The sequence below is a fragment of the Enterobacter cloacae complex sp. IR5422 genome, assembly GCF_049238165.1.
Classification (GTDB): domain Bacteria; phylum Pseudomonadota; class Gammaproteobacteria; order Enterobacterales; family Enterobacteriaceae; genus Enterobacter; species Enterobacter roggenkampii.
Map to the genome: position 1 here is coordinate 1 of NZ_JBMKHT010000046.1, position 21,151 is coordinate 21,151.

The 21,151-nt window shown below is 55.5% G+C and carries 18 protein-coding genes and 2 pseudogenes; 13 read left to right on the forward strand and 7 right to left on the reverse strand.

Annotation, left to right across the window (positions count from 1 at the left end; all coding sequences use genetic code 11):
• Positions 1-295 precede the first annotated feature (295 nt).
• Both ACOTXT_RS18295 and ACOTXT_RS18300 read left to right on the forward strand, forming a co-directional pair.
• Positions 296-1,399 (forward strand): annotated as a pseudogene (locus ACOTXT_RS18295) (MBL fold metallo-hydrolase).
• 32 nt (positions 1,400-1,431) lie between these two features.
• Positions 1,432-1,773, forward strand: a complete 342-nt coding sequence (locus ACOTXT_RS18300; protein WP_010428317.1) for a RamA family antibiotic efflux transcriptional regulator — start codon at positions 1,432-1,434, stop codon at positions 1,771-1,773.
• A 54-nt stretch (positions 1,774-1,827) separates the two neighbouring features.
• Here the strand turns inward: ACOTXT_RS18300 and ACOTXT_RS18305 are convergent, their stop codons facing one another.
• Positions 1,828-2,076: a DUF1158 domain-containing protein gene (locus ACOTXT_RS18305; RefSeq protein ID WP_013097677.1), complete on the reverse strand. Its 249-nt coding sequence runs from the start codon at positions 2,074-2,076 to the stop codon at positions 1,828-1,830.
• Positions 2,077-2,564: 488 nt separating this feature from the next.
• Between ACOTXT_RS18305 and ACOTXT_RS18310 the strand changes: the two genes are divergently transcribed.
• The 3 genes from ACOTXT_RS18310 (at position 2,565) to ACOTXT_RS18320 (ending at position 9,583) form a co-directional block, all read left to right on the forward strand.
• Positions 2,565-5,273, forward strand: a complete 2,709-nt coding sequence (locus ACOTXT_RS18310) for a cation-transporting P-type ATPase (protein WP_055321769.1) — start codon at positions 2,565-2,567, stop codon at positions 5,271-5,273.
• An 83-nt stretch (positions 5,274-5,356) separates the two neighbouring features.
• Positions 5,357-6,418, forward strand: a complete 1,062-nt coding sequence (locus tag ACOTXT_RS18315; protein ID WP_063929712.1) for an efflux RND transporter periplasmic adaptor subunit — start codon at positions 5,357-5,359, stop codon at positions 6,416-6,418.
• 9 nt (positions 6,419-6,427) lie between these two features.
• Entirely contained in the window at positions 6,428-9,583 is a 3,156-nt protein-coding gene (locus tag ACOTXT_RS18320; protein ID WP_055322474.1) for an efflux RND transporter permease subunit, read from the forward strand.
• On the opposite strand, the gene ACOTXT_RS18325 is transcribed toward ACOTXT_RS18320, so the two are convergent.
• Positions 9,513-10,634: a YbdK family carboxylate-amine ligase gene (locus tag ACOTXT_RS18325; protein WP_021242649.1), complete on the reverse strand. Its 1,122-nt coding sequence runs from the start codon at positions 10,632-10,634 to the stop codon at positions 9,513-9,515. The genes ACOTXT_RS18320 and ACOTXT_RS18325 overlap by 71 nt on opposite strands.
• A 104-nt stretch (positions 10,635-10,738) precedes the next feature.
• Here ACOTXT_RS18325 and ACOTXT_RS18330 point away from each other — a divergent pair, with 104 nt between their 5' ends.
• The gene (locus ACOTXT_RS18330) at positions 10,739-11,629 is read left to right on the forward strand and encodes an oxidoreductase (protein WP_055322475.1); all 891 of its coding nucleotides are present in this window, start codon (positions 10,739-10,741) and stop codon (positions 11,627-11,629) included.
• Here the strand turns inward: ACOTXT_RS18330 and ACOTXT_RS18335 are convergent.
• Together ACOTXT_RS18335 and ACOTXT_RS18340 are read right to left on the reverse strand one after the other, a co-directional pair.
• A pseudogene (locus tag ACOTXT_RS18335) lies at positions 11,626-11,712 on the reverse strand (AraC family transcriptional regulator); the annotation flags it as partial. The gene ACOTXT_RS18330 and the pseudogene ACOTXT_RS18335 sit on opposite strands and share 4 nt — an antisense overlap.
• Before the next feature lie 183 nt (positions 11,713-11,895).
• The gene (locus ACOTXT_RS18340; RefSeq protein ID WP_115509560.1) at positions 11,896-12,636 is read right to left on the reverse strand and encodes a DUF559 domain-containing protein; all 741 of its coding nucleotides are present in this window, start codon (positions 12,634-12,636) and stop codon (positions 11,896-11,898) included.
• Positions 12,637-13,007: 371 nt separating this feature from the next.
• On the opposite strand from ACOTXT_RS18340, the gene ACOTXT_RS18345 reads away from it, so the two are divergent.
• The 5 genes from ACOTXT_RS18345 to ACOTXT_RS18365 all read left to right on the forward strand — a co-directional run bounded on the left by ACOTXT_RS18345 (position 13,008) and on the right by ACOTXT_RS18365 (position 16,559).
• Positions 13,008-13,742, forward strand: coding sequence for a DUF3800 domain-containing protein (locus ACOTXT_RS18345; RefSeq protein WP_154816479.1), 735 nt, complete (start codon positions 13,008-13,010; stop codon positions 13,740-13,742).
• A 74-nt stretch (positions 13,743-13,816) separates the two neighbouring features.
• The gene (locus ACOTXT_RS18350) at positions 13,817-14,773 is read left to right on the forward strand and encodes a hypothetical protein (protein WP_063929713.1); all 957 of its coding nucleotides are present in this window, start codon (positions 13,817-13,819) and stop codon (positions 14,771-14,773) included.
• Between the two features lie 271 nt (positions 14,774-15,044).
• Positions 15,045-15,281 (forward strand): hypothetical protein, encoded by a 237-nt coding sequence (locus tag ACOTXT_RS18355; protein WP_040078558.1) that lies wholly within the window; start codon positions 15,045-15,047, stop codon positions 15,279-15,281.
• Between the two features lie 347 nt (positions 15,282-15,628).
• Positions 15,629-16,165 carry a hypothetical protein gene (locus ACOTXT_RS18360; protein ID WP_248210002.1) on the forward strand — a complete coding sequence of 179 codons (537 nt, stop codon included), beginning with the start codon at positions 15,629-15,631 and terminating at the stop codon, positions 16,163-16,165.
• A gap of 52 nt (positions 16,166-16,217) precedes the next feature.
• Positions 16,218-16,559 carry a hypothetical protein gene (locus ACOTXT_RS18365; RefSeq protein WP_063929715.1) on the forward strand — a complete coding sequence of 114 codons (342 nt, stop codon included), beginning with the start codon at positions 16,218-16,220 and terminating at the stop codon, positions 16,557-16,559.
• A 292-nt stretch (positions 16,560-16,851) separates the two neighbouring features.
• Here the strand turns inward: ACOTXT_RS18365 and ACOTXT_RS18370 are convergent, their stop codons facing one another.
• The 3 genes from ACOTXT_RS18370 to ACOTXT_RS18380 all read right to left on the reverse strand — a co-directional run bounded on the left by ACOTXT_RS18370 (position 16,852) and on the right by ACOTXT_RS18380 (position 18,567).
• Positions 16,852-17,307, reverse strand: a complete 456-nt coding sequence (locus tag ACOTXT_RS18370; RefSeq protein ID WP_063929716.1) for a hypothetical protein — start codon at positions 17,305-17,307, stop codon at positions 16,852-16,854.
• A gap of 26 nt (positions 17,308-17,333) precedes the next feature.
• Entirely contained in the window at positions 17,334-17,441 is a 108-nt protein-coding gene (locus tag ACOTXT_RS18375) for an ash family protein (RefSeq protein WP_223603752.1), read from the reverse strand.
• Positions 17,442-17,685: 244 nt separating this feature from the next.
• The gene (locus ACOTXT_RS18380) at positions 17,686-18,567 is read right to left on the reverse strand and encodes a LysR family transcriptional regulator (RefSeq protein ID WP_021242639.1); all 882 of its coding nucleotides are present in this window, start codon (positions 18,565-18,567) and stop codon (positions 17,686-17,688) included.
• Between the two features lie 105 nt (positions 18,568-18,672).
• Here ACOTXT_RS18380 and budA point away from each other — a divergent pair, with 105 nt between their 5' ends.
• Together budA and alsS are read left to right on the forward strand one after the other, a co-directional pair.
• Positions 18,673-19,452 carry an acetolactate decarboxylase gene (gene budA, locus ACOTXT_RS18385; RefSeq protein WP_031275271.1) on the forward strand — a complete coding sequence of 260 codons (780 nt, stop codon included), beginning with the start codon at positions 18,673-18,675 and terminating at the stop codon, positions 19,450-19,452.
• Positions 19,424-21,145 (forward strand): acetolactate synthase AlsS, encoded by a 1,722-nt coding sequence (gene alsS, locus ACOTXT_RS18390; RefSeq protein ID WP_247608344.1) that lies wholly within the window; start codon positions 19,424-19,426, stop codon positions 21,143-21,145. Before budA ends, alsS begins: the two co-directional genes overlap by 29 nt.
• The last annotated feature ends 6 nt before the right edge of the window (positions 21,146-21,151 follow it).

The window sequence follows — 21,151 nt, forward strand, 5'->3', positions numbered from 1 at the left end:
CAGGGCCAAAATCAGCCACGAAGAGACGATTTTGGGCTGAAAATTGGAAAATTGAGCCACAGGACGTCGATAAAGGACGGTTTGGGGCGTCATATCGGGAGCTGCGGACCACTTAATCGCAACTTCCATAAAAACCCTGATTGAAACACGTGCTTTGACACGCTGCAACGCGGAATGTCAAAGATCGAAAACGTCTTGACGACTTTATCATCATATCTATAATGAGTGCTTACTCACTCATAATCAAGTTTACCCTGCGCACGCTATCGGATGGGGCGCGTTTTCGGGTCAGGATATGAAAAAACCTCTCTTCATCTGCGTGGTGTTAATCATGATTATTGCTTCAGCCGCGAGTTTACCGTTTGTTCTGAATGCCGGATTCGGCCAGCCGCCGCAGGGTGAACGGCTTACTGAAGTGGAGGCCTCTCCACAGTATCGCGAGGGGAAATTCCACAATACGCTGCCGACGCCGGGTTATAACGGTGACAAAAATATGCTGGTCGCGATGTGGGAGTTTCTGACCAAAAAAACCGAAAACGCTCGCCCGGCCCAGCCGCTGCCGCTGGTGAAAACCGATCTTGCGAGCCTGCCGCTGGAGCAGGACACCCTGGTGTGGCTCGGTCACTCCTCGTGATATCTGCAGCTCGCGGGCAAACGCATCCTGATTGACCCGGTTCTTGGCAACTCTGCCGCGCCGTTCTCGTTCCTCAATAAGGCCTTTGCCGGGGAGTATCCGTGGCGTGCTGAAATCATGCCGGCGATCGACCTGCTGATTATCTCGCACGATCACTACGATCATCTGGATTACGCCACCATCAGGGCGCTACTGCCGAAGGTGAAGCGGGTGGTGACGCCGTTGGGCGTCGGCTCCCACCTGCGTTACTGGGGGATGAAGCCCGAGATTATTGACGAGCGCGACTGGAACCAGTCGGTGCGCATCAGCGATGCGTTGACGGTGCACGTTCTGCCGGCGCGTCACTTCTCCGGCCGCGGCATCAAACGCGATCGCACCTTGTGGGGCAGCTTCATGTTCGTCACGCCAGAGCAGAAGATTTACTACAGCGGGGATTCCGGTTACGGCCCGCACTTCAGGGCCATCGGTGAACAGTTTGGCGAAGTGGACGTCGCCATCATGGAAAACGGCCAGTACGACCAGGACTGGAAGTACATCCATATGCTGCCGGAGGAAACGGCGCAGGCCTCGGCGGATCTGAACGCGAAAGCCGTGTTGCCCGGGCATAACGGACGCTTCGTGCTGGCGAAACACGCCTGGAACGATCCGCTGATCCAGCTGGCAAAAGCCAGCCAGGATAAAAATTATCGGTTGCTGACGCCGGAACTGGGCGAGCCCGTCCGGGTAAGCGACACCGCGCAAACCTTTCGTGCGTGGTGGGAATAATGTTTAAGCGAGAAGCAGAGGGGGACAGCAGTATGACCATTTCCGCTCAAGTCATCGACACTATCGTCGAATGGATCGACGACAATCTGCACCAGCCATTACGAATAGAAGAGATTGCCCGCCACGCGGGTTACTCGAAGTGGCACCTGCAGCGGTTGTTTATGCAGTACAAAGGGGAGAGTCTGGGGCGCTATATCCGTGAACGCAAGCTGCTGCTGGCGGCGCGCGATCTCCGTGAATCCGACGCCCGGGTGTACGACATCTGCCTGCGTTACGGGTTTGACTCGCAGCAGACGTTTACCCGCATCTTTACCCGCACGTTCAACCAGCCGCCTGGCGCGTACCGTAAAGAGAACCATAGCCAGACACATTAACCTGTCGCGTGTAGGCCGGGTAAGGCGTAGCCGCCACCCGGCCTTTTTATGGGCTCACGACGCCAGTGAAAACCAGCGTCGCCAGACGAAACGCAGCACGAAGAATTCAATCGCCCCGAGCAGTAAAAACCACACGCAGAACAGAATGGTATAGAGCTGGTTAAGATCGACCATGTGAAAGGTCTGAACCAGCTTCTGCGCCAGTACCAGCCCAAGCGAAGGCGCAGGGAGCAGCAGGCATGAAAGCAGTGCCAGCAATAAAATGCCGCCTGCGGTGAGCAGCGATTCTAGCGGGTGTTTCATCGTAATGTTAATCGTCAGTTAAAAATGTCATTGTCCGGCATCCCGGAACGTAAAGCAATATAAACCCGGCGCACGTTTACGGATAAAACGAATGCGCTATTCTGTGAATAATTAACAGAAAAAGATAAATATCCCAGACGCGATTAAATAATTATCGCGTAGTGTAAATAAACGTCCGTCTCAGGAAAATAATTTTACAAATGTATAGGTGCTATAACCAATTAACGTGGCAATAACAATGGCCGCGATAACGTATAACACCAGTCTGCGCACGCGATAAATACCCCACATGGTTCCCCCTCGTTTAGTTTTGGTTTAGAAATATTTTGTAAAAATCAGATCGTCGAAATAGTTTTAATCAGTTTTGAATAACCGAGAAGTCATTATATTGCGGTAGATCAATTTTACCCACAAGACTTTAAAATGAATTTATTTAAGCCCGAAAGGAATTCAGGCTTCTGTTCACCGGAAATTGAAGGAAAAATACGATGACTGAAAAAAAAGTGATTCCGAACGTGCCGCCTTCCGGCGGGCTGGCATACCAGCAGACCGTAGAGCAGGTGCTTGCACACGCGCAGAGCCAGGCCAGCGGCCTGGACCGTGCAGAGGCGCAGGCGCGTCTGCAAAAAACAGGGCCGAACGCGCTGCCGGAGAAAAAAGGCAAACCCGCCTGGCTGCGTTTCCTGGCCCATTTTAATGATGTGCTGATTTATGTCCTGCTGGCCGCCGCCGTATTAACGGCAGTAATGGGCCACTGGGTTGATACGCTGGTTATTTTGGGCGTGGCGGTAATCAATGCCTTAATTGGTCATATTCAGGAAAGCAACGCGGAAAAATCCCTGAAGAGTATTCGTAATATGCTCGCCAGCGAGGCGCGCGTTATTCGTAACGGCAACCATGAAACAATTCCCACAACTGAAATAGTCCCGGGCGATATTATTGTATTACGCGCGGGAGATCGTATTCCGGCGGATATGCGTTTAATTGAAGCGCATAATTTACGCGTGGAAGAGGCGATTCTGACCGGTGAATCCACCGTGGTGGATAAACACGTTAATCCGCTGAGCGGCGAATTACCGCTGGGCGATCGCACCAATATGGTCTTCTCCGGGACGACCGTCAGCGCGGGCGGCGGCATCGGCGTGGTCACCGCCACCGGTCAGGATACGGAACTCGGCCACATCAACCAGATGATGGCGGGGGTCGAGAAGCACCGTACGCCGCTGCTGGTGCAGATGGACAAGCTGGGTAAGGCGATCTTCGCGATTATTCTGGCGATGATGGCCGCGCTGTTTGTCTTCAGCCTGGCGTTCCGCGAGATCCCGATGGGCGAGCTGCTGCTCTCCCTGATCAGCCTGGCGGTCGCCTCCGTACCGGAAGGTCTGCCGGCGATTATCTCCATCATCCTCTCCCTGGGCGTGCAGGCAATGGCGCGCAAGCGGGCCATCATCCGCAAGCTGCCGACGGTGGAAACGCTTGGCGCGATGACCGTGGTCTGCTCGGATAAAACCGGCACCCTGACCATGAACGAGATGACGGTCAAAGCCATCATCACCGCCGACGCCTGCTACCGCGTGGACGGCAACAGCTACGAGCCGGTGGGCAACCTCTATCTGGAAGGCAGCGACGAGCCGGTCCACATCCAGCCGGGCACCGTGCTGGAGCAGTACCTGCGCACCATCGACCTGTGTAACGACAGCCAGCTGATTCAGGACGAGCGCGGGCTGTGGGGCATCACCGGTGGGCCGACCGAGGGCGCGCTGAAGGTGCTGGCGGCGAAGGCCAACCTTGAGCCGGTGATAACAACGCTGGTTAACAAAATCCCGTTCGACTCGCAGTACAAGTACATGAGCACCCACTACCAGATTGGCGGTGAGGAGCAGATCCTGATCACCGGGGCGCCGGACGTCATTTTCGCCTTGTGCGCCGAGCAGCAGACCCGTCACGGTGCGGAAGCCTTCAACCGCGCGTACTGGGAAAGTGAGATGGAGCGCTATGCGCGTCAGGGGCTGCGCATGGTCGCCGCGGCGTTCAAGCCGGCGAACGGCGAGCAGGAACTGACGCACGATGACCTGAGCCACGGCCTGATCTTCCTCGGCATCGCCGGGATGATGGATCCGCCGCGCCCGGAAGCGATTGACGCGATTAACGCCTGCCAGCAGGCGGGGATCCGCGTGAAGATGATCACCGGCGATCACCCGCAGACGGCAATGAGCATCGGGCAGATGCTGGGGATCTGCAACAGCGAGCAGGCGGTCACCGGCTATGAGCTGGAGAAGATGGACGATGCCGCGCTGGCGGAAGCCGCGGTGAAGTATGACATCTTCGCCCGTACCAGCCCGGAGCATAAGCTGCGCCTGGTGAAAGCGCTGCAGGACAAAGGTGAAATTGTCGGCATGACCGGTGACGGCGTGAACGACGCCCCGGCGCTGCGTCAGGCGGACGTGGGCATTGCGATGGGCATTAAGGGCACGGAAGTGACCAAAGAGGCGGCGGACATGGTCCTGACGGACGATAACTTCGCCACCATCGCCAGCGCGGTGAAAGAGGGGCGTCGCGTTTACGACAACCTGAAGAAGACCATCCTGTTCATCATGCCGACCAACCTGGCGCAGGGGCTGCTGATTGTGATTGCGCTGCTGGCGGGGAACATCATTCCGCTGACGCCGGTGCTGATTCTGTGGATGAACATGGCGACCTCCGCCACGCTCTCCTTCGGCCTGGCCTTTGAGGCCGCCGAGCGCAACATCATGCGCCGTCCGCCGCGTCAGACCGGCCAGCACGTGATGGACGCCTACGCCGTCTGGCGCGTGGCCTTCGTCGGCACCATGATTGCCATCGCCGCCTTTGCGCTGGAAGCCTGGCTGGCCCCGCGCGGCCACAGCGCGGAGTTCATCCGCACCGTGCTGCTGCAGATGCTGGTCTGCGCCCAGTGGGTGTACATGATTAACTGCCGCAACACCGAAGGGTTCTCCCTCAACCGCGGCCTGCTGGCGAACAAAGGGATCTGGCTGGTGACGGGCGTGCTGTTCCTGCTCCAGGCGGCGATTATCTACCTGCCGTTTATGCAGATGCTGTTCGGTACCGAAGCGCTGCCGCTGCGCTACTGGTTTGTGACCCTGGCCGTTGCAGGCGTGATGTTCTTCGTCGTCGAAATCGAGAAGCGACTGACCCGCAGGTTCCGTAAGGCTGCATAACGAAAACCTTACCCCTCACCCTAACCCTCTCCCCACAGGGGAGAGGGCCGGGGTGGGGGGAGAAACAACGCTGAGGTACTCCCATGAAATTCCCGGTCCTGTTAGCACTTCTTGTCAGTACCCTGCAACCCGCATTCGCCGCCATTCCCGTTCGCGTCGCCACCGTGGAGCAAACCGCCCACGCCGCCGAGCGCCAGATCCCGGGCCGCATCGAAGCCATTCACACCGTTGAGCTACGGGCGCGCACGGAGGGCGCGATCGCCAAAATCCACTTCCGCGACGGGCAGTACGTGAAAAAAGGCGACGTGCTGTTTGAGCTGGACGACGCCGAGCCGCGCGCCGCCCTGCGCCTGGCGCAGGCCGAAGTGAAAAGCGCCGAAGCCACGCTGCGCCAGGCGCAGCAGCAGCTTTCCCGCTTTGAAAGCCTCGGCAGCAGCAACGCCATCAGCCGTCACGACGTGGACAACGCCCGCATGCAGCGCGACGTCGCCAGCGCCGCTCTCGAGCAGGCGAAGGCCCGGCTCGACGCCCGCCGCGTCACCCTGAGCTACACCCGCATCACCTCGCCGATTGACGGCCGCGTGGGGCACAGCAGCTTTCACGTGGGTAGCCTGGTCAACCCGGCGAGCGGCGTTTTGGTGGAGGTGGTGCAGCTTGACCCGATCCGCATCGCCTTTGCGCTGGAAGAGGGGGCGTTTGCCGCCAAAGCCGGACAGCATGCGGATATCAACGCCATGAAGCGTGCCTGGCAGGCGCTGATCGACAGCAACGGCCAGCGCGTCAGCGGCGAGCTGACGTCAGTGGATAACCGCGTTGACCCGCGTACCGCCAGCGTGATGCTGCGCGCCGAGTTTGCCAATCCGCGCCATCAGCTGCTGCCCGGCGGCAATGTGAATGTCTATTTGCGCCCGGCAAGCGAGCAGCCGGTGCTGACCCTCCCCGCCGCCGCAGTCCAGCAGAACGGCGAAGGCTTCTTTGCCTGGGTGGTTAATGCCGACGGCAACGCCGAAATGCGCCTGCTGAACGTGGCCGGGCAGATCGGCCAGCAGTTTCAGATTGCCTCCGGCGTGAAGTCCGGTGAGCGAGCGATTACTGACGGCGCGCAGCGCGTGCAGCCAGGCGCTGCCGTCCAGATACTCAATTAAGGAGCCATCATGCTGACGTTTTTCATCAAACGCCCGCGCTTCGCGATGGTGATTGCGCTGGTCATCACCCTGCTGGGGGCCATCGCGCTAAGGATTATCCCGGTGGAGCAGTACCCGCAGATCGCGCCGCCGGTGGTGAACGTCTCTGCCAGCTGGCCGGGTGCCAGCTCGGCCGACGTGGCGGAGGCCATCGCCACGCCGCTGGAGACGCAGCTGAACGGCGTGGACCATATGCTCTACATGGAGTCCACCAGCTCGGACGAAGGCTCGTACAGCCTGAACATCACCTTTGCGGCGGGGACCGATCCGGACCTCGCCGCCATCGACGTGCAGAACCGCGTGGCGCAGGCCGTGGCGCAGCTGCCCACCGAGGCGCAGCAAAACGGCGTGCAGGTGCGCAAGCGCGCCACCAACCTGATGATGGGGGTAAGTCTTTACTCACCGAATAACACCCACACGCCGCTGTTCGTCAGCAACTACGCCAGCACCCAGGTGCGCGAGGCGCTGTCGCGTCTGCCCGGCGTGGGGCAGGTGCAGATGTTCGGCGCGCGCGACTACAGCATGCGCATCTGGCTGCGCCCGGACCGCATGAACGCCCTGAACGTCACCACCGATGACGTGGCGCAGGCGCTGCGCGAGCAGAACGTACAGGGCGCGGCCGGCCAGGTGGGCACCCCGCCGGTGTTTAACGGCCAGCAGCAGACCCTGACCATCAACGGGCTGGGGCGCTTAAGCCAGGCCGACGAGTTTGCCGACATCATTATTCGCGCCGGGGAGATGGGCCAGCTGGTGCGCCTGAAGGACGTCGCCACCATCGAGCTCGGCTCGCGCAGCTACAGCTCCGGCGCGCAGCTGAACGGGCACGACTCCGCCTATTTGGGTATCTACCCGACGCCGTCCGCCAACGCCCTGCGCGTGGCCGACGCGGTGCGCGGGGAGCTGGAGCGCCTCTCGACGCGCTTCCCGGACGACCTGGTCTATGAGGTGAAATTCGACACCACCACCTTTGTCGCCGCCACCATTAAAGAGATCGGCGTCTCGCTGGCGCTCACGATGCTGGCGGTGGTGGTGGTCGTTTCCCTGTTCCTGCAGAGCTGGCGCGCGACGCTGATTGTCGCCCTCGCCATTCCGGTGTCGCTGGTGAGCACCTTCGCGGTGCTCTACACGCTCGGCTACTCCGCCAACACGCTCAGCCTGTTTGCCATTATTCTGGCACTGACCATGGTGGTGGATGACGCCATCGTGGTGGTGGAGAGCGTTGAAACGCTGATGGCGGAAGGACAGAGCCGCACGGCGGCAACCGCGCTGGCGCTGCGCCAGATTGCCGGGCCGGTGATCGCGACGACGCTGGTGCTGCTGGCGGTATTTGTGCCGGTGGCGCTGCTGCCGGGGATTGTCGGCGAACTCTACCGCCAGTTCGCGGTGACGCTCTCCACCGCCGTGACGCTCTCAAGCCTGGTGGCGCTGACCCTGACGCCCGCGCTGTGCGCGATGCTGCTGCGTCCGCGTCCGGAGAAACCGGCGGCCGTTTATCGCGCCTTCAACCGCGGGCTGGATGCCACGCGCGGTTTCTACACCCGCCACGTGCATGTCTTAAACCTGCGACCGTGGCTGGCGCTGCTGGCCACCGCAGGCGCGGCGGCAGTCGTGCTGTTCAGCTTTATGTCGATGCCAAAAGGCTTCCTGCCGCAGGAGGACCAGGGCTACTTCTTCGCCAGCGTTCAGCTGCCGGAAGCGGCTTCGCTGGAGCGCACCGAAGCGGTGATGACCACCGCGCGGGAGCTGATCGCCCAAAATCCGGCGGTGGAGGACGTCATTCAGGTCTCCGGATTTAACATCCTCAACGGCACCAGCGCCTCCAACGGCGGGTTTATCTCCATCATGCTCAAAGACTGGAGCGCGCGTCCGCCGCTGGATGAGGTGATGGGGACCCTGCAGCGCCAGCTGCTGGCCCTGCCGGAGGCGACCATCATGACCTTCGCGCCGCCGACGCTGCCGGGGCTGGGCAACGCCTCGGGCTTCGACCTGCGTATCCAGTCTCAGGCGGGGCAGAGCCCGGCGGAGCTGGAGCGCGTCACCCGCGAGGTGCTGATGAAAGCCAACCAGCACCCGCAGCTGAGCCGCGTGTTCACCACCTGGAGCAGCAACGTGCCGCAGCTGACGCTGACCGTTGACCGCGAGCGCGCCGCCCGCCTCGACGTGCCGGTATCGCGCATCTTCAGCAGCCTGCAAACCGCCTTTGGCGGCACCCGCGCCGGGGATTTCAGCATCAACAACCGCGTCTACCACGTGGTGATGCAGAACGAGATGCCGTGGCGCGAGCGCGCCGAGCAGATCGGCGAGCTGTTCGTGCGCAGCAACAGCGGCGAGCGGGTGCGCCTGAGCAACCTCGTCACCATCACGCCAACCGTCGGCGCGCCGTTCCTGCAGCAGTACAACCAGTTCCCATCGGTGTCGGTGAGCGGCTCGGCAGCGGCTGGGGTGAGCAGCAGCACCGCGATGGTGGCGATGGGCGAGATCCTGGCGGAGAGCCTGCCGGCCGGATACGACTACGCCTGGAGCGGCATGTCGTACCAGGAACACCAGACCGGCAATCAGGCGATCTGGATCGTGCTGGCGGCGGTGGTGATGGCGTGGCTGTTCCTCGTCGCCCAGTACGAGAGCTGGACGCTCCCGGCAAGCGTGATGCTCTCGGTGCTGTTCGCGCTCGGTGGGGCGCTGGTCTGGCTGTGGCTGGCGGGCTACGCCAACGACGTGTACGTGCAGATTGGTCTGGTATTGCTGATCGCGTTAGCGGCCAAGAACGCGATTCTTATCGTCGAGTTCGCCCGCGCGCGGCGTATGGACGGAATGGCGATTGTCGATGCCGCGCGGGAAGGGGCCTCGCGCCGCTTCCGGGCGGTGATGATGACCGCCGTGTCGTTCATTATCGGCGTTTTGCCGATGATGCTGGCGACCGGGGCGGGCGCCCAGAGCCGCCGCATCATCGGCACCACAGTCTTCAGCGGCATGCTGGTGGCGACCGTGGTGGGGATTCTGTTCATCCCCGCGCTGTTCGTGCTGTTCCAGCGCCTGCGGGAGTGGGGTCAAGGCCTTACGGACTCGTCGCCCACAGCTCGCAGTGTTTCTGCACCAGAGAAATCAGCGAGCCGCCGTCGGCGATAAAGTCCCGCATGCGCTGCGCCTCGCTCTTGCCCTGCTTTAACAGCAGGGCAATTTCATTGATTGCGCTTGTCGCGCCGAGCTTCTCGGCCGACGGCGCCACCTGCTCCAGCAGCCAGGCGATATCTTCCGCCACGGTTTTGTGCTCGCCGGTGTGCACGTCCGTCAGGATCCCCTCCAGCCCGTAGCGACACGCCTGAAAACGGTTAAAACGGTAGAGCAGAAAATCCCGTTCCTGATGCTTATACGGCCGCGTGGTCAGCAGCCAGTGCGACGTGGCCTGAATCAGCCCGGCGATGTTAATCGCGTGGCCGAGCGTCAGCGGCGTATCCATCACCCGCACCTCCACGGTGCCAAAATGCGGGCTGGGGCGAATATCCCAGTGCAGATCTTTGATGCTGTCGATCATGCTGGTGGCGCTCAGGCGGCGGAACAGCCCTTCGAACTCCTGCCAGCTGTTGACCCACGGCATCTGGCCGTTATCCGGGAACCCGGAGAAGATGTTGAGCCGCGACGAGGAGAACTTCGTGTCCGTGCCCTGCATGTACGGCGAGGCGGCCGCCAGGGCGATAAAGTGCGGTACAAAGCGCGACAGGCCGTGCAGCAGGTAAATGGCGTCATCTCCGGTCCGGCAGCCGACGTGAACGTGCTGGCCGAATACCGTCGCCTGCAAAATCAGATAGCCAAAGCGCTCCAGCGTGACGTTATAGCGCTCGTCGTCGCACACCTCCTGACGCTGCCATTTCTGGAACGGATGCGTCCCGCCGCCGCAGATCTGAATGTGCTGCTCCGCCGCCGCGCGCAGGATGCTCTGCTGCATCACCGAGAACTGTGCCGCCGCCTGGTCGATGGTCTGACACACGCCGGTGGCGATTTCGAGCATGCTTTCGGTGATGTCGTGTTTGACTTCACCGCCTTTGATGTCGTCTTTGACGGCGGCGATGAGCGCGGAGGAGTCCTGGCTGAGATCGTACCCCGGCGGGTTAACCACCTGCAGTTCGAGCTCGATGCCAAGGGTGAACGGTTCAGAGGATTTAAAATCAGGTAAAGGCATGGCGCACTCCGTTGTCTGTGAATGTTGAGTATAGACAACGGGTGTGGCGCGCTCGTCTCAGGGTGGTATAACTGATAGCAGGCTTAGCAAAAGGGGAGTGACTCATGTCTGACTATCCAACCATTGCGCTGATTGGTCCCGGTGCGATTGGCACCACCATTGCCGCGGTGTTGCATGACGCGGGCCGCACGCCGCTGCTCTGCGGACGCACCGCGCACCCGGAATTACGCCTGCGTCACGATGAGGGTGAAACGGTGGTGCCCGGTCCGGTATTCACCGATCCGACGGCCATCACGCGCCCCGTTGACCTCGTGTTTATCGCGGTAAAAACGACGCAAAATGCCGACAGCGCCGGGTGGCTGCGCGCCCTTTGCGATGAAAATACCGTGGTCTGCGCCCTGCAAAATGGCGTGGAGCAGAAGGCGCAGCTTGAGCCTTTGGTCAGTGGCGCGACTGTGCTGCCGTCGGTGGTCTGGTTCCCGGCGCAGCGCGAGCCGGATGCCTCCGTCAGGCTGCGCGCCAAACCGCGCCTGACGCTGCCGGACGTGCCTCAGGCACAGCGGGTGGTCGATGCGCTTCGCGGTACGCGCTGTGAAGTTGAACTCTCGGCTGATTTCCCCACCGTCGCCTGGCGCAAGCTGCTGCAAAACGCGGTCGCCGGGCTGATGGTGCTCGCTAACCGCCGCGCCGGGATGTTCAGGCGCGAGGATATCAGCGAGCTTGCGCTGGCCTACCTGCGCGAGGGGCTTACTGTCGCCCGCGCCGAGGGGGCGAAGCTGGCCGATGACGTGGCGCAGGAGATTCTGGCGAACTTCCAGCGCGCGCCTGAGGACCTCGGCACGTCGATTCTCGCTGACCGTCAGGCGGATCGCCCGATGGAGTGGGACATCCGCAACGGCGTGATCCAGCGCTACGGCCGCAAACACGGCATTGCGGTGCCCATCAGCGACGTGGTGGTGCCGCTGCTGGCGGCGGGGAGCGAGGGGCCGGGTTAACGGTTACTGTTTTTCCGTTCGGCAAAGTAATGGGCGGCCGTGCTGCCCATCACTTTTCTGAACATGGTGATAAACGCATTCATACCTGACAGTGGCGGCCGGCCGATAGAGAGGAAGGGAGATGAATATGAATGTCCGATCTGTGCCAGTAGCGGACGTTGCTAGTGTATTAGCTAATCTCTGGGGTATTGCCATTAATTTGGATTGATGCTGAATTGCTATAAGTGATAATTTCTGATTAAGGGGTACTCACTTATAGTCGCTAATCAACTATTATGAAACGTTTTTAAAAATTCGAATAGTCTCCTGCGGAAGTGTTCTTTAATATTTCCAATGTGTGCCATCAATTGTTCATGTGATTTCTCGGTTTGCTGGATTTTGGTCAGATCATGTGTGTTCACGCTCTGAATACGAAAAACCGTAGCCCCTTGACTTTGGACATAAGAATCTCTTAGTTTATCATTACGAACATTATCTGAATTAAGATGCATCGGGCCATCAAATTCAACGATCACTTTTGCTACAGAGTATTCAATCAATTCTTTAATAATCACCAATTCCAAGGATAAGTCTAATTCATACGATCCTCTTGCATTCAAACCTAGAGATATCTTTGGTACTTTTAATTCTGGACTAATTCGAAAGCAATGAGAGATATTTGTAGAAAATTCCAAATCGTTTGAAAATATACCGTTAGCAGCCAATGTCTCCAATGTGAAAACTGGATAGGCATTATTAGATGTTGTTAACGAGTTAACTTTGAACGCTGGATATTCAGTTAGTGTAGAAATTAATTCTACAGTCCCTTTTAATGCAGGAAGGCTGACATTAGGGTTTTTTGAAAGGCATAGCATTAGCAAACTTGCTTTATATCCTAGTTTTTTTGATAGCTCATTATAAGGTAATGGAGTGAACGTAAAACTACTAACTCCCAAAGAATAGGCTGTCCGCTCAACGGTTTCGCGGGAAACTGGCGACGCTGATTCATCGATGGTTAAATTAAACATTCTCGTTATCCTAGTAGCAATGCTGTCCTTTCATACTAGCGGAAAGAGAACGTTAATGGCAGGTTTTAATTATAACAAAACATTATAAGAAACTATGAAATGAATGAAAATACCATTCATTTATCAGCCTCCGTCAGCAGGAAAATGTCCGCTCCTCGCTCATAGCGGAGATTCAGCCCAACTAGCTTGTCTGCTTCATACTAGAAACGGACATTTCAATGATTTAAGATTTAGCATATTTAGAATTATGTCACAGACAAAATGACAAATTAATATTAGGATGTTTTTCAACTCAAAATGGTGTTTGTAATTCAATGAAGTATACTTATAATATAACGTAAGAAACAATATTTTGTTGAAAGGAAAAGGCTTTGAATATTTACATTGATGAGTCGGTGCACGAGGCGGCTGGGTTTATGATCTTGGCTTATGTATTTTGTAATCATGATCCTCAGTCTAATATATACAGCATTCTTTCAAAGTACTCTGTTGGTGAACATCATTCATGCGCGAGAATGGATAGTTCTGAACATTTAAGAAATTTGAGGGGTGAACTTGTTTCTTACTTGAACTCAAGTTGTCAATGGGGAGTATTTATTATGCCAAGTGAGTACCGGCATCGTTCTTATGAAGACGTATCTTTTTTATTAAGCTTATTGATTAAGAACTTTCCAGAAGAAAAAGGTAATATTTTTCTCGATGAAGGTATCATAAATTCTACAGAAGCTCTCAGCCTTTGTTCTGATGAAGTAAACGTCATAACATGCTCATCTCATGAAGTTTGTGGGATACAACTTGCTGATCTGGTAGCATCTTTTAGTGGTGTTAGGTTTAGAGAAACAATAACTGGAAATGCAAAAATCTTAACTTACGGTTACGATTACGGCTATGAACCCCCAATAGAAGCCCCTCTTGGGTTTGAATTTTTTGCAACGCTACGACATTCTATGCTTAGGGAAAATGAATCTCTTGGGGATGAAATGCCTGAATTTGCTACATTTAAAACTATTAACAAAGGGTTGATTTTGTCGAAAAATCTATCAACTGAATTTAGTCAATTGGCCATAAAAACCTTTGGTGAAGTATATTTAGGTTGTATCCATTAAATGTATACTAATTAAATAGTTCCTGTGAAATTTAATCACTCAATTTATTATGGTATTTAATATAAGGATATTTTATGAAAGAAAAGCTTTTTTTTAACACGTCCAGAAAAGCCGCAAATAGATTAACAGAAATTTTTGATTTTGCATGGCCAACTACCATAGCTTTGTGGAATCTTAGATGGCAAGTCGAAGGTTATGTTAAAGTTAAGCCTGATGTAAATCAATCAGAGTTAACCTCACGATTTATTTCTGGTAGTTCAATTACCGGAAGTACAGTTAGGGCCGACTTGAAAAAAGCATGTATTGAAACATCTTGGGAGAAACAACAAAATGAATTTTCAAAGATATTACTAATAGAATTTTGCTCCTTATATGAAATTTGGTGTGAAGGAATAATAACAGAACTAAAAGCATCTATTGATTCAAAATCATTGCAATTCCCCACGCTGCAAATAAGCACTCAAGGGATAATGTCTGTATTGTCAAGCATGACCCAACATCATTCCATTATGATGGAAAAAGCTTTCTACTCTTTTTATTTGACCAACAAGAAAAACTCAAAAAATCACATAAACAATCTAATGAAATGTTATAGATATTTCAAAGAGCTTAGAAATTCATTGGTTCACTCAGGAAATATATCAAAAAAATCCTTTAAAGACGCTGAGGCTAACTATTCTTCACTCACTGCTACAAGTCTTGGGGTTCAAGAATTACCGGAGTATAAACAAAACTCAGATGAAGATAGAATAAATTTATCATTGCGGGGTGTAATAGGTTTTGGCGAAATCGTATTAAGGATGATATCAACAATTGATGCGGAATTGGTTAAGACAACCATGGCGGAAAAATATTTAGCGGAAGAGTGGAGGAAATTTTATGGCGATAAACCATTGACTCTATCGATAACAGAAAAAAAGAGAAATCAACAATTGGTGAAAAGTTTAAAAAAACTAGGTCTGTCAACAGTACCAAGTTCATCGTATAATGATATTGAGTTATTTATGCGAAGTGAAAAATTAATTTTTTGAAATGGGCAAAATCGGAGTGGGTAAATAGTCACGTATGCCTATGTTTTATGTTGGGATTCACGAGTGATATTAAATTGATATCCTACATATTAAATATATATATCCACCACTTATCTGTTTATTTAATTCTTATAGCCTTACTATTTTTGATGCCGCAACGTCTGCTCCTCGCTCTGAGCGGACCTGTGCAAGCTATCTTCTGGGCTATATTTTAGGCTTTATGGCGTTCTACCAGAGGCCTCATTCACATGAAAAATGGAAAATTGACTTTATGGCTAAGATTGAATACAACCTGACCCGCGGAAGCGATGTCATCCGTGATGGTATGTACCTTGAACTGTCTGAAGCTGGAGCATCCCCGCTTCGGCAAATTGCTGAAGTCTTCTATTCCGATGTAACTCATGAGTTCTCTTTTTCGTGCTACGAAGGATGCATCCCTTTAGAAGAGATTGAAAAACTCATTCATGAAGCAAAAAAATTGCTTCCGCCAGCAAAGCAGGAATCATGATGGGCCTGAACGTCTGCTGAGTGCCAGAAGCGGACGTATCCAACATCTGCATGGTCTGCTTCTTTGAGAACAAATCTCACTGCATAGCCATGCAGACGCATTGGAAATATAAAGGACGTTTTTGGGATTCTTGCCAGAGCATGAGCCCGCCCACCTTAAAATCGTGCTGAGGGGATCTCAGGGGAGGGGCGGGCAAGAACCCTTATGTTAAATGATCACAGTATTCAATTTCGCTAAGAGAGTTGCAGTTCCACTCTTTAAAATACTTTCATATACTTTTTAATACTTATATTGACTTTGTATTTTATGTCTATATAGTGTGCTTCATACTTTCAAAGGAGATGCACATGAACGATTCGGCTGTAGTGGTTTTTACCGCACGTGGTTTTGACCGTTTGTTAAGTGATGGAGGTTCTGGCTCATGGGTTCTAAGTGAGAAGCGCGCCTCTCGCTGCAAGTATGTAGTCTGTGTACAGAACAGAGATCCTGCAGATAATCATAATGATGACTGGGGAAGTGTTTCTGCCTCTCATAAAAACGCATTTTTTATCGGCAAAATCTCCGATGTGGTCGTTTCCCCCGAATGGGATGGTTCGCGTCCTACCAGGTGGCTGATTAAAGTTAGTGAGTATGCAAAGGTTGCATACCCAAACATGTGGGATGGAGCAAGAAACCCAGTTGCTTATTCATCATTAACTGATTTAGGTATTGATGAAAATGATTTAAATTTCAATGAAATGCCTGATGTTGATGTCAAGAGTCCAAAAATAGAACAGAAAGAAGAATCTTATCTAGATGGAATCTCCATTCAGCAAGCTAAGATACTTTTATCTAAAAAGTATGAGGTTTCTGAAGAAAGTATAGAGATAATTATTCGGGCGTAATCACAACTTTCCTTTTGGCTTGGGAACATCTTTTAAATTGATTGGAGGCTATATGGATAAGTCATGGGACGGTAATTTCCGAGATATCCCGTTGGAGCACTTCGAAAAAATGAAGTCAAAAGCCCGGACGCTAGCTGAGGTGAAAATAAGCCCTTCTGATGTAAAAGCGAATGATAAAAATATTTTCATCCGTATCGGGATGTCAGGCACTGGTGTTAGGCCTAACTATCAGGTTGAACTCCCAAATGGTTGTGTCATAGCAATTAACGGGATAAACCACGAAAGGTTTGGTGTAGAGGAGTTCGATAAACAATGGGTTTCTAAGGCTTATAGCATCGAGAAACTTAACAATATGCGCATGTTTGGCGGAATTTTAGAAACAGAGAATGCTTAGCTAAACCTACTATAAGATTCCCGCTTGGCTAAAGGTCGCCGGCGGGATGTCATGTTCATAGATCTTGTCCGGAAGGTTCACTTGAGGATAAGCAGAGTGCTCCTAGAAAAGCTAAGGTTGCTTGAGCAGCCTTCATCGCGGTAGTGACCAGCTCCCCGTTGATTCACTCAGAAGGCTGTTAGCAATGTCCGCAGATCGCTCTTAACGGACATTCAACAAACAACGCTATTCTTTTAGTAAGGCCAAAGTCCTGCTTTTTACCCAGCAGAACCCCGGCCTCCCATCACCCGCCTCAGTGCGCCTGGATATACGGCTCCTTCACAAACTCCGCCAGCAGCCAGACCATATCATGCAGCAGCCCGGTCAGTTCTTTCGCCACGCTCGCAGACAACGTTCCGCCCATTACCGCCAGCGTTAACGCCACGGCATAATCCACCTGTAGCGCCGTTTCTTGCCAGCATTCCGGCACGCAGGAGGCGATCTTTTCTCCCGCAATGAGTCGTTCGACCAGATACGGCGGAAGTTCCGAGTCACAACTCTTGCGCAGCCGTTTCAGCGCAGCCAGCAGTCGCTCGCAAAGGGTGGCAAAAGCCACCGCGTCGTCCGTTTCAACCAGCACGCTCACATATGCAGTGCAGGCATCAGCGAGTTCAAAGAGATCCGCAGACTCAGGCAGTTGCAGGTGGAGAAGGTGATGAAGAGCGCTTTCTTCAGTAAGCGCGTAAGAAAATCTAGGGATAGTAGCCATAAGGCATCCTCTTTATGCAAAAAATATTAACCGCCCGATGAGTTCCTACGCTCAGAGGGGGTAGCGCTGACGGAGGTAGGAATACCGTGCATAAAGAAAAACGGCCAGCCTTTCGGCTGCTCCGCCAGCGCCACCGTGATTCTAACGGGATATGCGCTGCCGCGACAAAAAATATCGCTTTATGCTAACGGGTTCCTACGCCCGGTTACGGATGGGCCGCAACGCAGGCACTTTACGGCGGTGAAAAAAGGATGGAAAGGGGATAACCCTGAATTACATAAGGTTGCTTGCAGGTTTGCGAGGCGGCTTCCAGAAGGGCATTGCCGGGTGGTGGCTACGCCTTACCCGGCCTACAAAAACCACCAACCAAACCGGCCGCTACCCCTCGCTCATCATCGCCAGAAACCGCTTCACCGTCCGCGAGCGTTCAAAGCGCCGCCAGCAGAGCGCGATATCGGTATAAAGCTCCGGCGAGCTCAGCGCGTGGTAGGTGACATTCGGCGGAGAAATGGCCGCCATGGATTTCGGCACCAGCGCAAACCCGCCGCCGGCGGAAACCATGCTCAGGGAGGATGAAAGCTGTGACGACTGCAGCGCGTGCTGCACGTCGATCCCGGCCCGCTCGCAGCAGCCGTGAACCCGGTCGTACAGGCCGGGCGCGACCTCCTGCGGGAACAACACCACCGGCGTATCCCGAAGCTGCTCTAACGCCAGCGAATCGCATGCCGCCAGCGGATGGTCGCGATGCAGCGCCACCACCATCGGCTCCCGGTCGAGGATTGTTAACTCGAACGCCTTGCTGCTCTCGCACGGCAGGCGCACGAAGGCGATATCCAGTTCACCCTCCGCCAGCATCGTCGTCAGCGACGACATATTGGCTTCCACCTGGTGAACCTGCACCGCCATGTTCTGCACCTGAAACTGGCGAATCAGCGCGAAAATTTTGGGATGAAAAGCATCGGAGCTGGTGATGCCAATCGACAGGTTACCGTTCAGCCCGCGCGCGATGCCGCGGGCTTTCTCCAGCGCGGCGTCGCTCAGCGCCAGGATCTTGCAGGCGTCCTCGTAGAAGGCTTCTCCCGCTTCGGTCAGCTCCACGCCCCGCGTCAGGCGCCTGAACAGCGGCGTGCCCACTTCCTCTTCGAGCCGTTTGATCTGCTGACTCAGAGGAGGCTGCGAAATACCCAGCGCTTCGGCCGCCCTGGTGAAGTGTCGCTCGCGTGCAACCGCGACAAAATACCGCAGATAACGAAGTTCCATATCTAAAACGTCTCAAACCAGCATGGTTTCTATATTGGAACTCTCTGCTGAATCGGGTCAACATTTATTTAACCTTTCTAAATAAAGTTGAAGAGGACGAGCATGATGGTGCATTCATCTGCCTGCGACTGTGAAGCCAGCTTGTGCGAGACCCTGCGCGGGTTCTCCGCCCAGCATCCTGACAGCGTGATCTATCAGACATCGCTAATGAGCGCCCTGCTAAGCGGCGTGTATGAAGGAGAGACTACCATCGCCGATCTGCTGGCACACGGTGACTTTGGTCTGGGCACCTTCAACGAGCTGGACGGCGAAATGATTGCCTTCAGTAGCCAGGTGTACCAGCTGCGCGCCGACGGCAGCGCCCGGGCCGCGAAGCCGGAGCAGAAAACGCCGTTCGCGGTGATGACCTGGTTCCAGCCGCAGTACCGTAAAACCTTCGACGCGCCGGTCAGCCGTCAGCAGATCCACGACGTCATCGACCAGCAGATCCCCTCCGATAACCTGTTCTGCGCGCTGCGCATTGACGGCAACTTCCGCCATGCCCACACCCGCACCGTACCGCGCCAGACGCCGCCGTACCGCGCGATGACCGACGTGCTGGACGACCAGCCGGTGTTCCGCTTTAACCAGCGCGAAGGGGTGCTGGTCGGGTTCCGCACGCCGCAGCACATGCAGGGGATCAACGTGGCGGGTTACCACGAACACTTCATCACCGACGACCGTCAGGGCGGGGGCCATCTGCTTGACTACCAGCTGGAGAGCGGCGTGCTCACCTTCGGTGAAATTCACAAGCTGATGATTGACCTGCCCGCCGACAGCGCCTTTTTACAGGCCAACCTTCACCCCAGCAATCTGGATGCGGCGATCCGTGCCGTCGAAAACTAACAGGAGAACTACCGTGAACAGTGAGAAACAGTCACGTCAGTGGGCGCACGGCGCCGATTTGGTTGTCGGCCAGCTGGAAGCGCAGGGCGTGAAGCAGGTGTTCGGGATCCCGGGGGCGAAAATCGACAAGGTCTTTGACTCTCTGCTGGACTCCTCCATTGAGATCATCCCGGTGCGTCACGAGGCGAACGCGGCGTTTATGGCGGCGGCGGTAGGGCGGTTGACCGGCAAGGCCGGGGTGGCGCTGGTCACTTCCGGGCCGGGCTGCTCGAACCTGATCACCGGCATTGCCACCGCCAACAGCGAAGGCGACCCGGTGGTGGCGCTGGGCGGGGCGGTGAAGCGGGCGGATAAAGCGAAGCTGGTGCACCAGAGCATGGACACCGTCGCCATGTTCAGCCCGGTCACCAAATACGCCGTGGAGGTGAGTGCGCCGGACGCGATTGCTGAGGTGGTATCGAATGCGTTTCGCGCCGCCGAGCACGGCAGGCCGGGGGGCGCGTTCGTCAGCCTGCCGCAGGACATTGTTGACCAGCCCGCCACGGGGGCGATTTTACCCGCCAGCGGTCCCGCGCTGATGGGCCCCGCACCAGAATCCGCTATCAACGACGTGGCGAAGCTTATCGAAAAGGCCAAAAACCCGGTCATCCTGCTGGGGCTGATGGCGAGCCAGCCCGCCAACAGCGCGGCGCTGCGCAAGCTGCTGGAGAAAAGCCGTATTCCGGTCACCAGCACCTATCAGGCCGCCGGGGCGGTGAACCAGGAACACTTCACCCGCTTCGCCGGACGCGTCGGTCTGTTCAATAACCAGGCGGGCGACAGGCTGCTCCATCTGGCGGACCTGATTATCTGCATCGGCTACAGCCCGGTGGAGTACGAGCCGTCCATGTGGAACAGCGGCGACGCCACGCTGGTGCACATCGACGTGCTGCCTGCCTATGAAGAGCGTAACTACGTGCCGGATCTGGAGCTGGTGGGTGACATCGCCGAAACGCTGAATCAGCTTGCGAACCGTATCGATCACAAGCTTGAGCTGAGCCAGCGGGCCTCCGAAATTCTGGTCGACCGCCAGCATCAGCGCGATCTGCTCGATCGCCGCGGCGCCTCGCTTAATCAGTTTGCCCTGCATCCGCTGCGCATCGTGCGGGCCATGCAGGACATCGTGAATAACGACGTGACGCTTACCGTGGATATGGGCAGCTTCCACATCTGGATCGCCCGCTACCTCTACAGCTTCCGGGCGCGCCAGGTGATGATCTCTAACGGCCAGCAGACCATGGGCGTCGCGCTGCCGTGGGCCATTGGCGCGTGGCTGGTCAACCCGGGCCGCAAGGTGGTGTCGGTCTCCGGTGACGGCGGCTTCCTGCAGTCGAGCATGGAGCTGGAAACCGCGGTGCGCCTCAACGCTAACGTGCTGCACATCATCTGGGTGGATAACGGCTACAACATGGTTGCCATTCAGGAAGAGAAAAAATACCAGCGTCTTTCCGGCGTCGAGTTCGGCCCGGTCGATTTCAAAGTCTATGCCGACGCCTTTGGCGCGAAAGGCTTTGCCGTGGAGAGCGCCGACGCGCTCGAACCCACGCTGCGCGCGGCGATGGATGTGGATGGCCCGGCCGTGGTGGCCATTCCCGTCGACTACAGCGATAACCCGCTGCTGATGGGCCAGCTCCATCTCAGCCAGATTTTGTGACTCAAC

What these genes read in the sequence shown, in the direction of transcription:
- ACOTXT_RS18300 (WP_010428317.1), top strand. Translation starts at nt 1,432, where the DNA reads ATGACCATTTCCGCTCAAGTCATCGACACTATCGTCGAATGGATCGAC.
- ACOTXT_RS18305 (WP_013097677.1), bottom strand. Translation starts at nt 2,076, where the DNA reads ATGAAACACCCGCTAGAATCGCTGCTCACCGCAGGCGGCATTTTATTG.
- ACOTXT_RS18310 (WP_055321769.1), top strand. Translation starts at nt 2,565, where the DNA reads ATGACTGAAAAAAAAGTGATTCCGAACGTGCCGCCTTCCGGCGGGCTG.
- ACOTXT_RS18315 (WP_063929712.1), top strand. Translation starts at nt 5,357, where the DNA reads ATGAAATTCCCGGTCCTGTTAGCACTTCTTGTCAGTACCCTGCAACCC.
- ACOTXT_RS18320 (WP_055322474.1), top strand. Translation starts at nt 6,428, where the DNA reads ATGCTGACGTTTTTCATCAAACGCCCGCGCTTCGCGATGGTGATTGCG.
- ACOTXT_RS18325 (WP_021242649.1), bottom strand. Translation starts at nt 10,634, where the DNA reads ATGCCTTTACCTGATTTTAAATCCTCTGAACCGTTCACCCTTGGCATC.
- ACOTXT_RS18330 (WP_055322475.1), top strand. Translation starts at nt 10,739, where the DNA reads ATGTCTGACTATCCAACCATTGCGCTGATTGGTCCCGGTGCGATTGGC.
- ACOTXT_RS18340 (WP_115509560.1), bottom strand. Translation starts at nt 12,636, where the DNA reads ATGTTTAATTTAACCATCGATGAATCAGCGTCGCCAGTTTCCCGCGAA.
- ACOTXT_RS18350 (WP_063929713.1), top strand. Translation starts at nt 13,817, where the DNA reads ATGAAAGAAAAGCTTTTTTTTAACACGTCCAGAAAAGCCGCAAATAGA.
- ACOTXT_RS18355 (WP_040078558.1), top strand. Translation starts at nt 15,045, where the DNA reads ATGGCTAAGATTGAATACAACCTGACCCGCGGAAGCGATGTCATCCGT.
- ACOTXT_RS18360 (WP_248210002.1), top strand. Translation starts at nt 15,629, where the DNA reads ATGAACGATTCGGCTGTAGTGGTTTTTACCGCACGTGGTTTTGACCGT.
- ACOTXT_RS18365 (WP_063929715.1), top strand. Translation starts at nt 16,218, where the DNA reads ATGGATAAGTCATGGGACGGTAATTTCCGAGATATCCCGTTGGAGCAC.
- ACOTXT_RS18370 (WP_063929716.1), bottom strand. Translation starts at nt 17,307, where the DNA reads ATGGCTACTATCCCTAGATTTTCTTACGCGCTTACTGAAGAAAGCGCT.
- ACOTXT_RS18380 (WP_021242639.1), bottom strand. Translation starts at nt 18,567, where the DNA reads ATGGAACTTCGTTATCTGCGGTATTTTGTCGCGGTTGCACGCGAGCGA.
- budA (WP_031275271.1), top strand. Translation starts at nt 18,673, where the DNA reads ATGGTGCATTCATCTGCCTGCGACTGTGAAGCCAGCTTGTGCGAGACC.
- alsS (WP_247608344.1), top strand. Translation starts at nt 19,424, where the DNA reads ATGCGGCGATCCGTGCCGTCGAAAACTAACAGGAGAACTACCGTGAAC.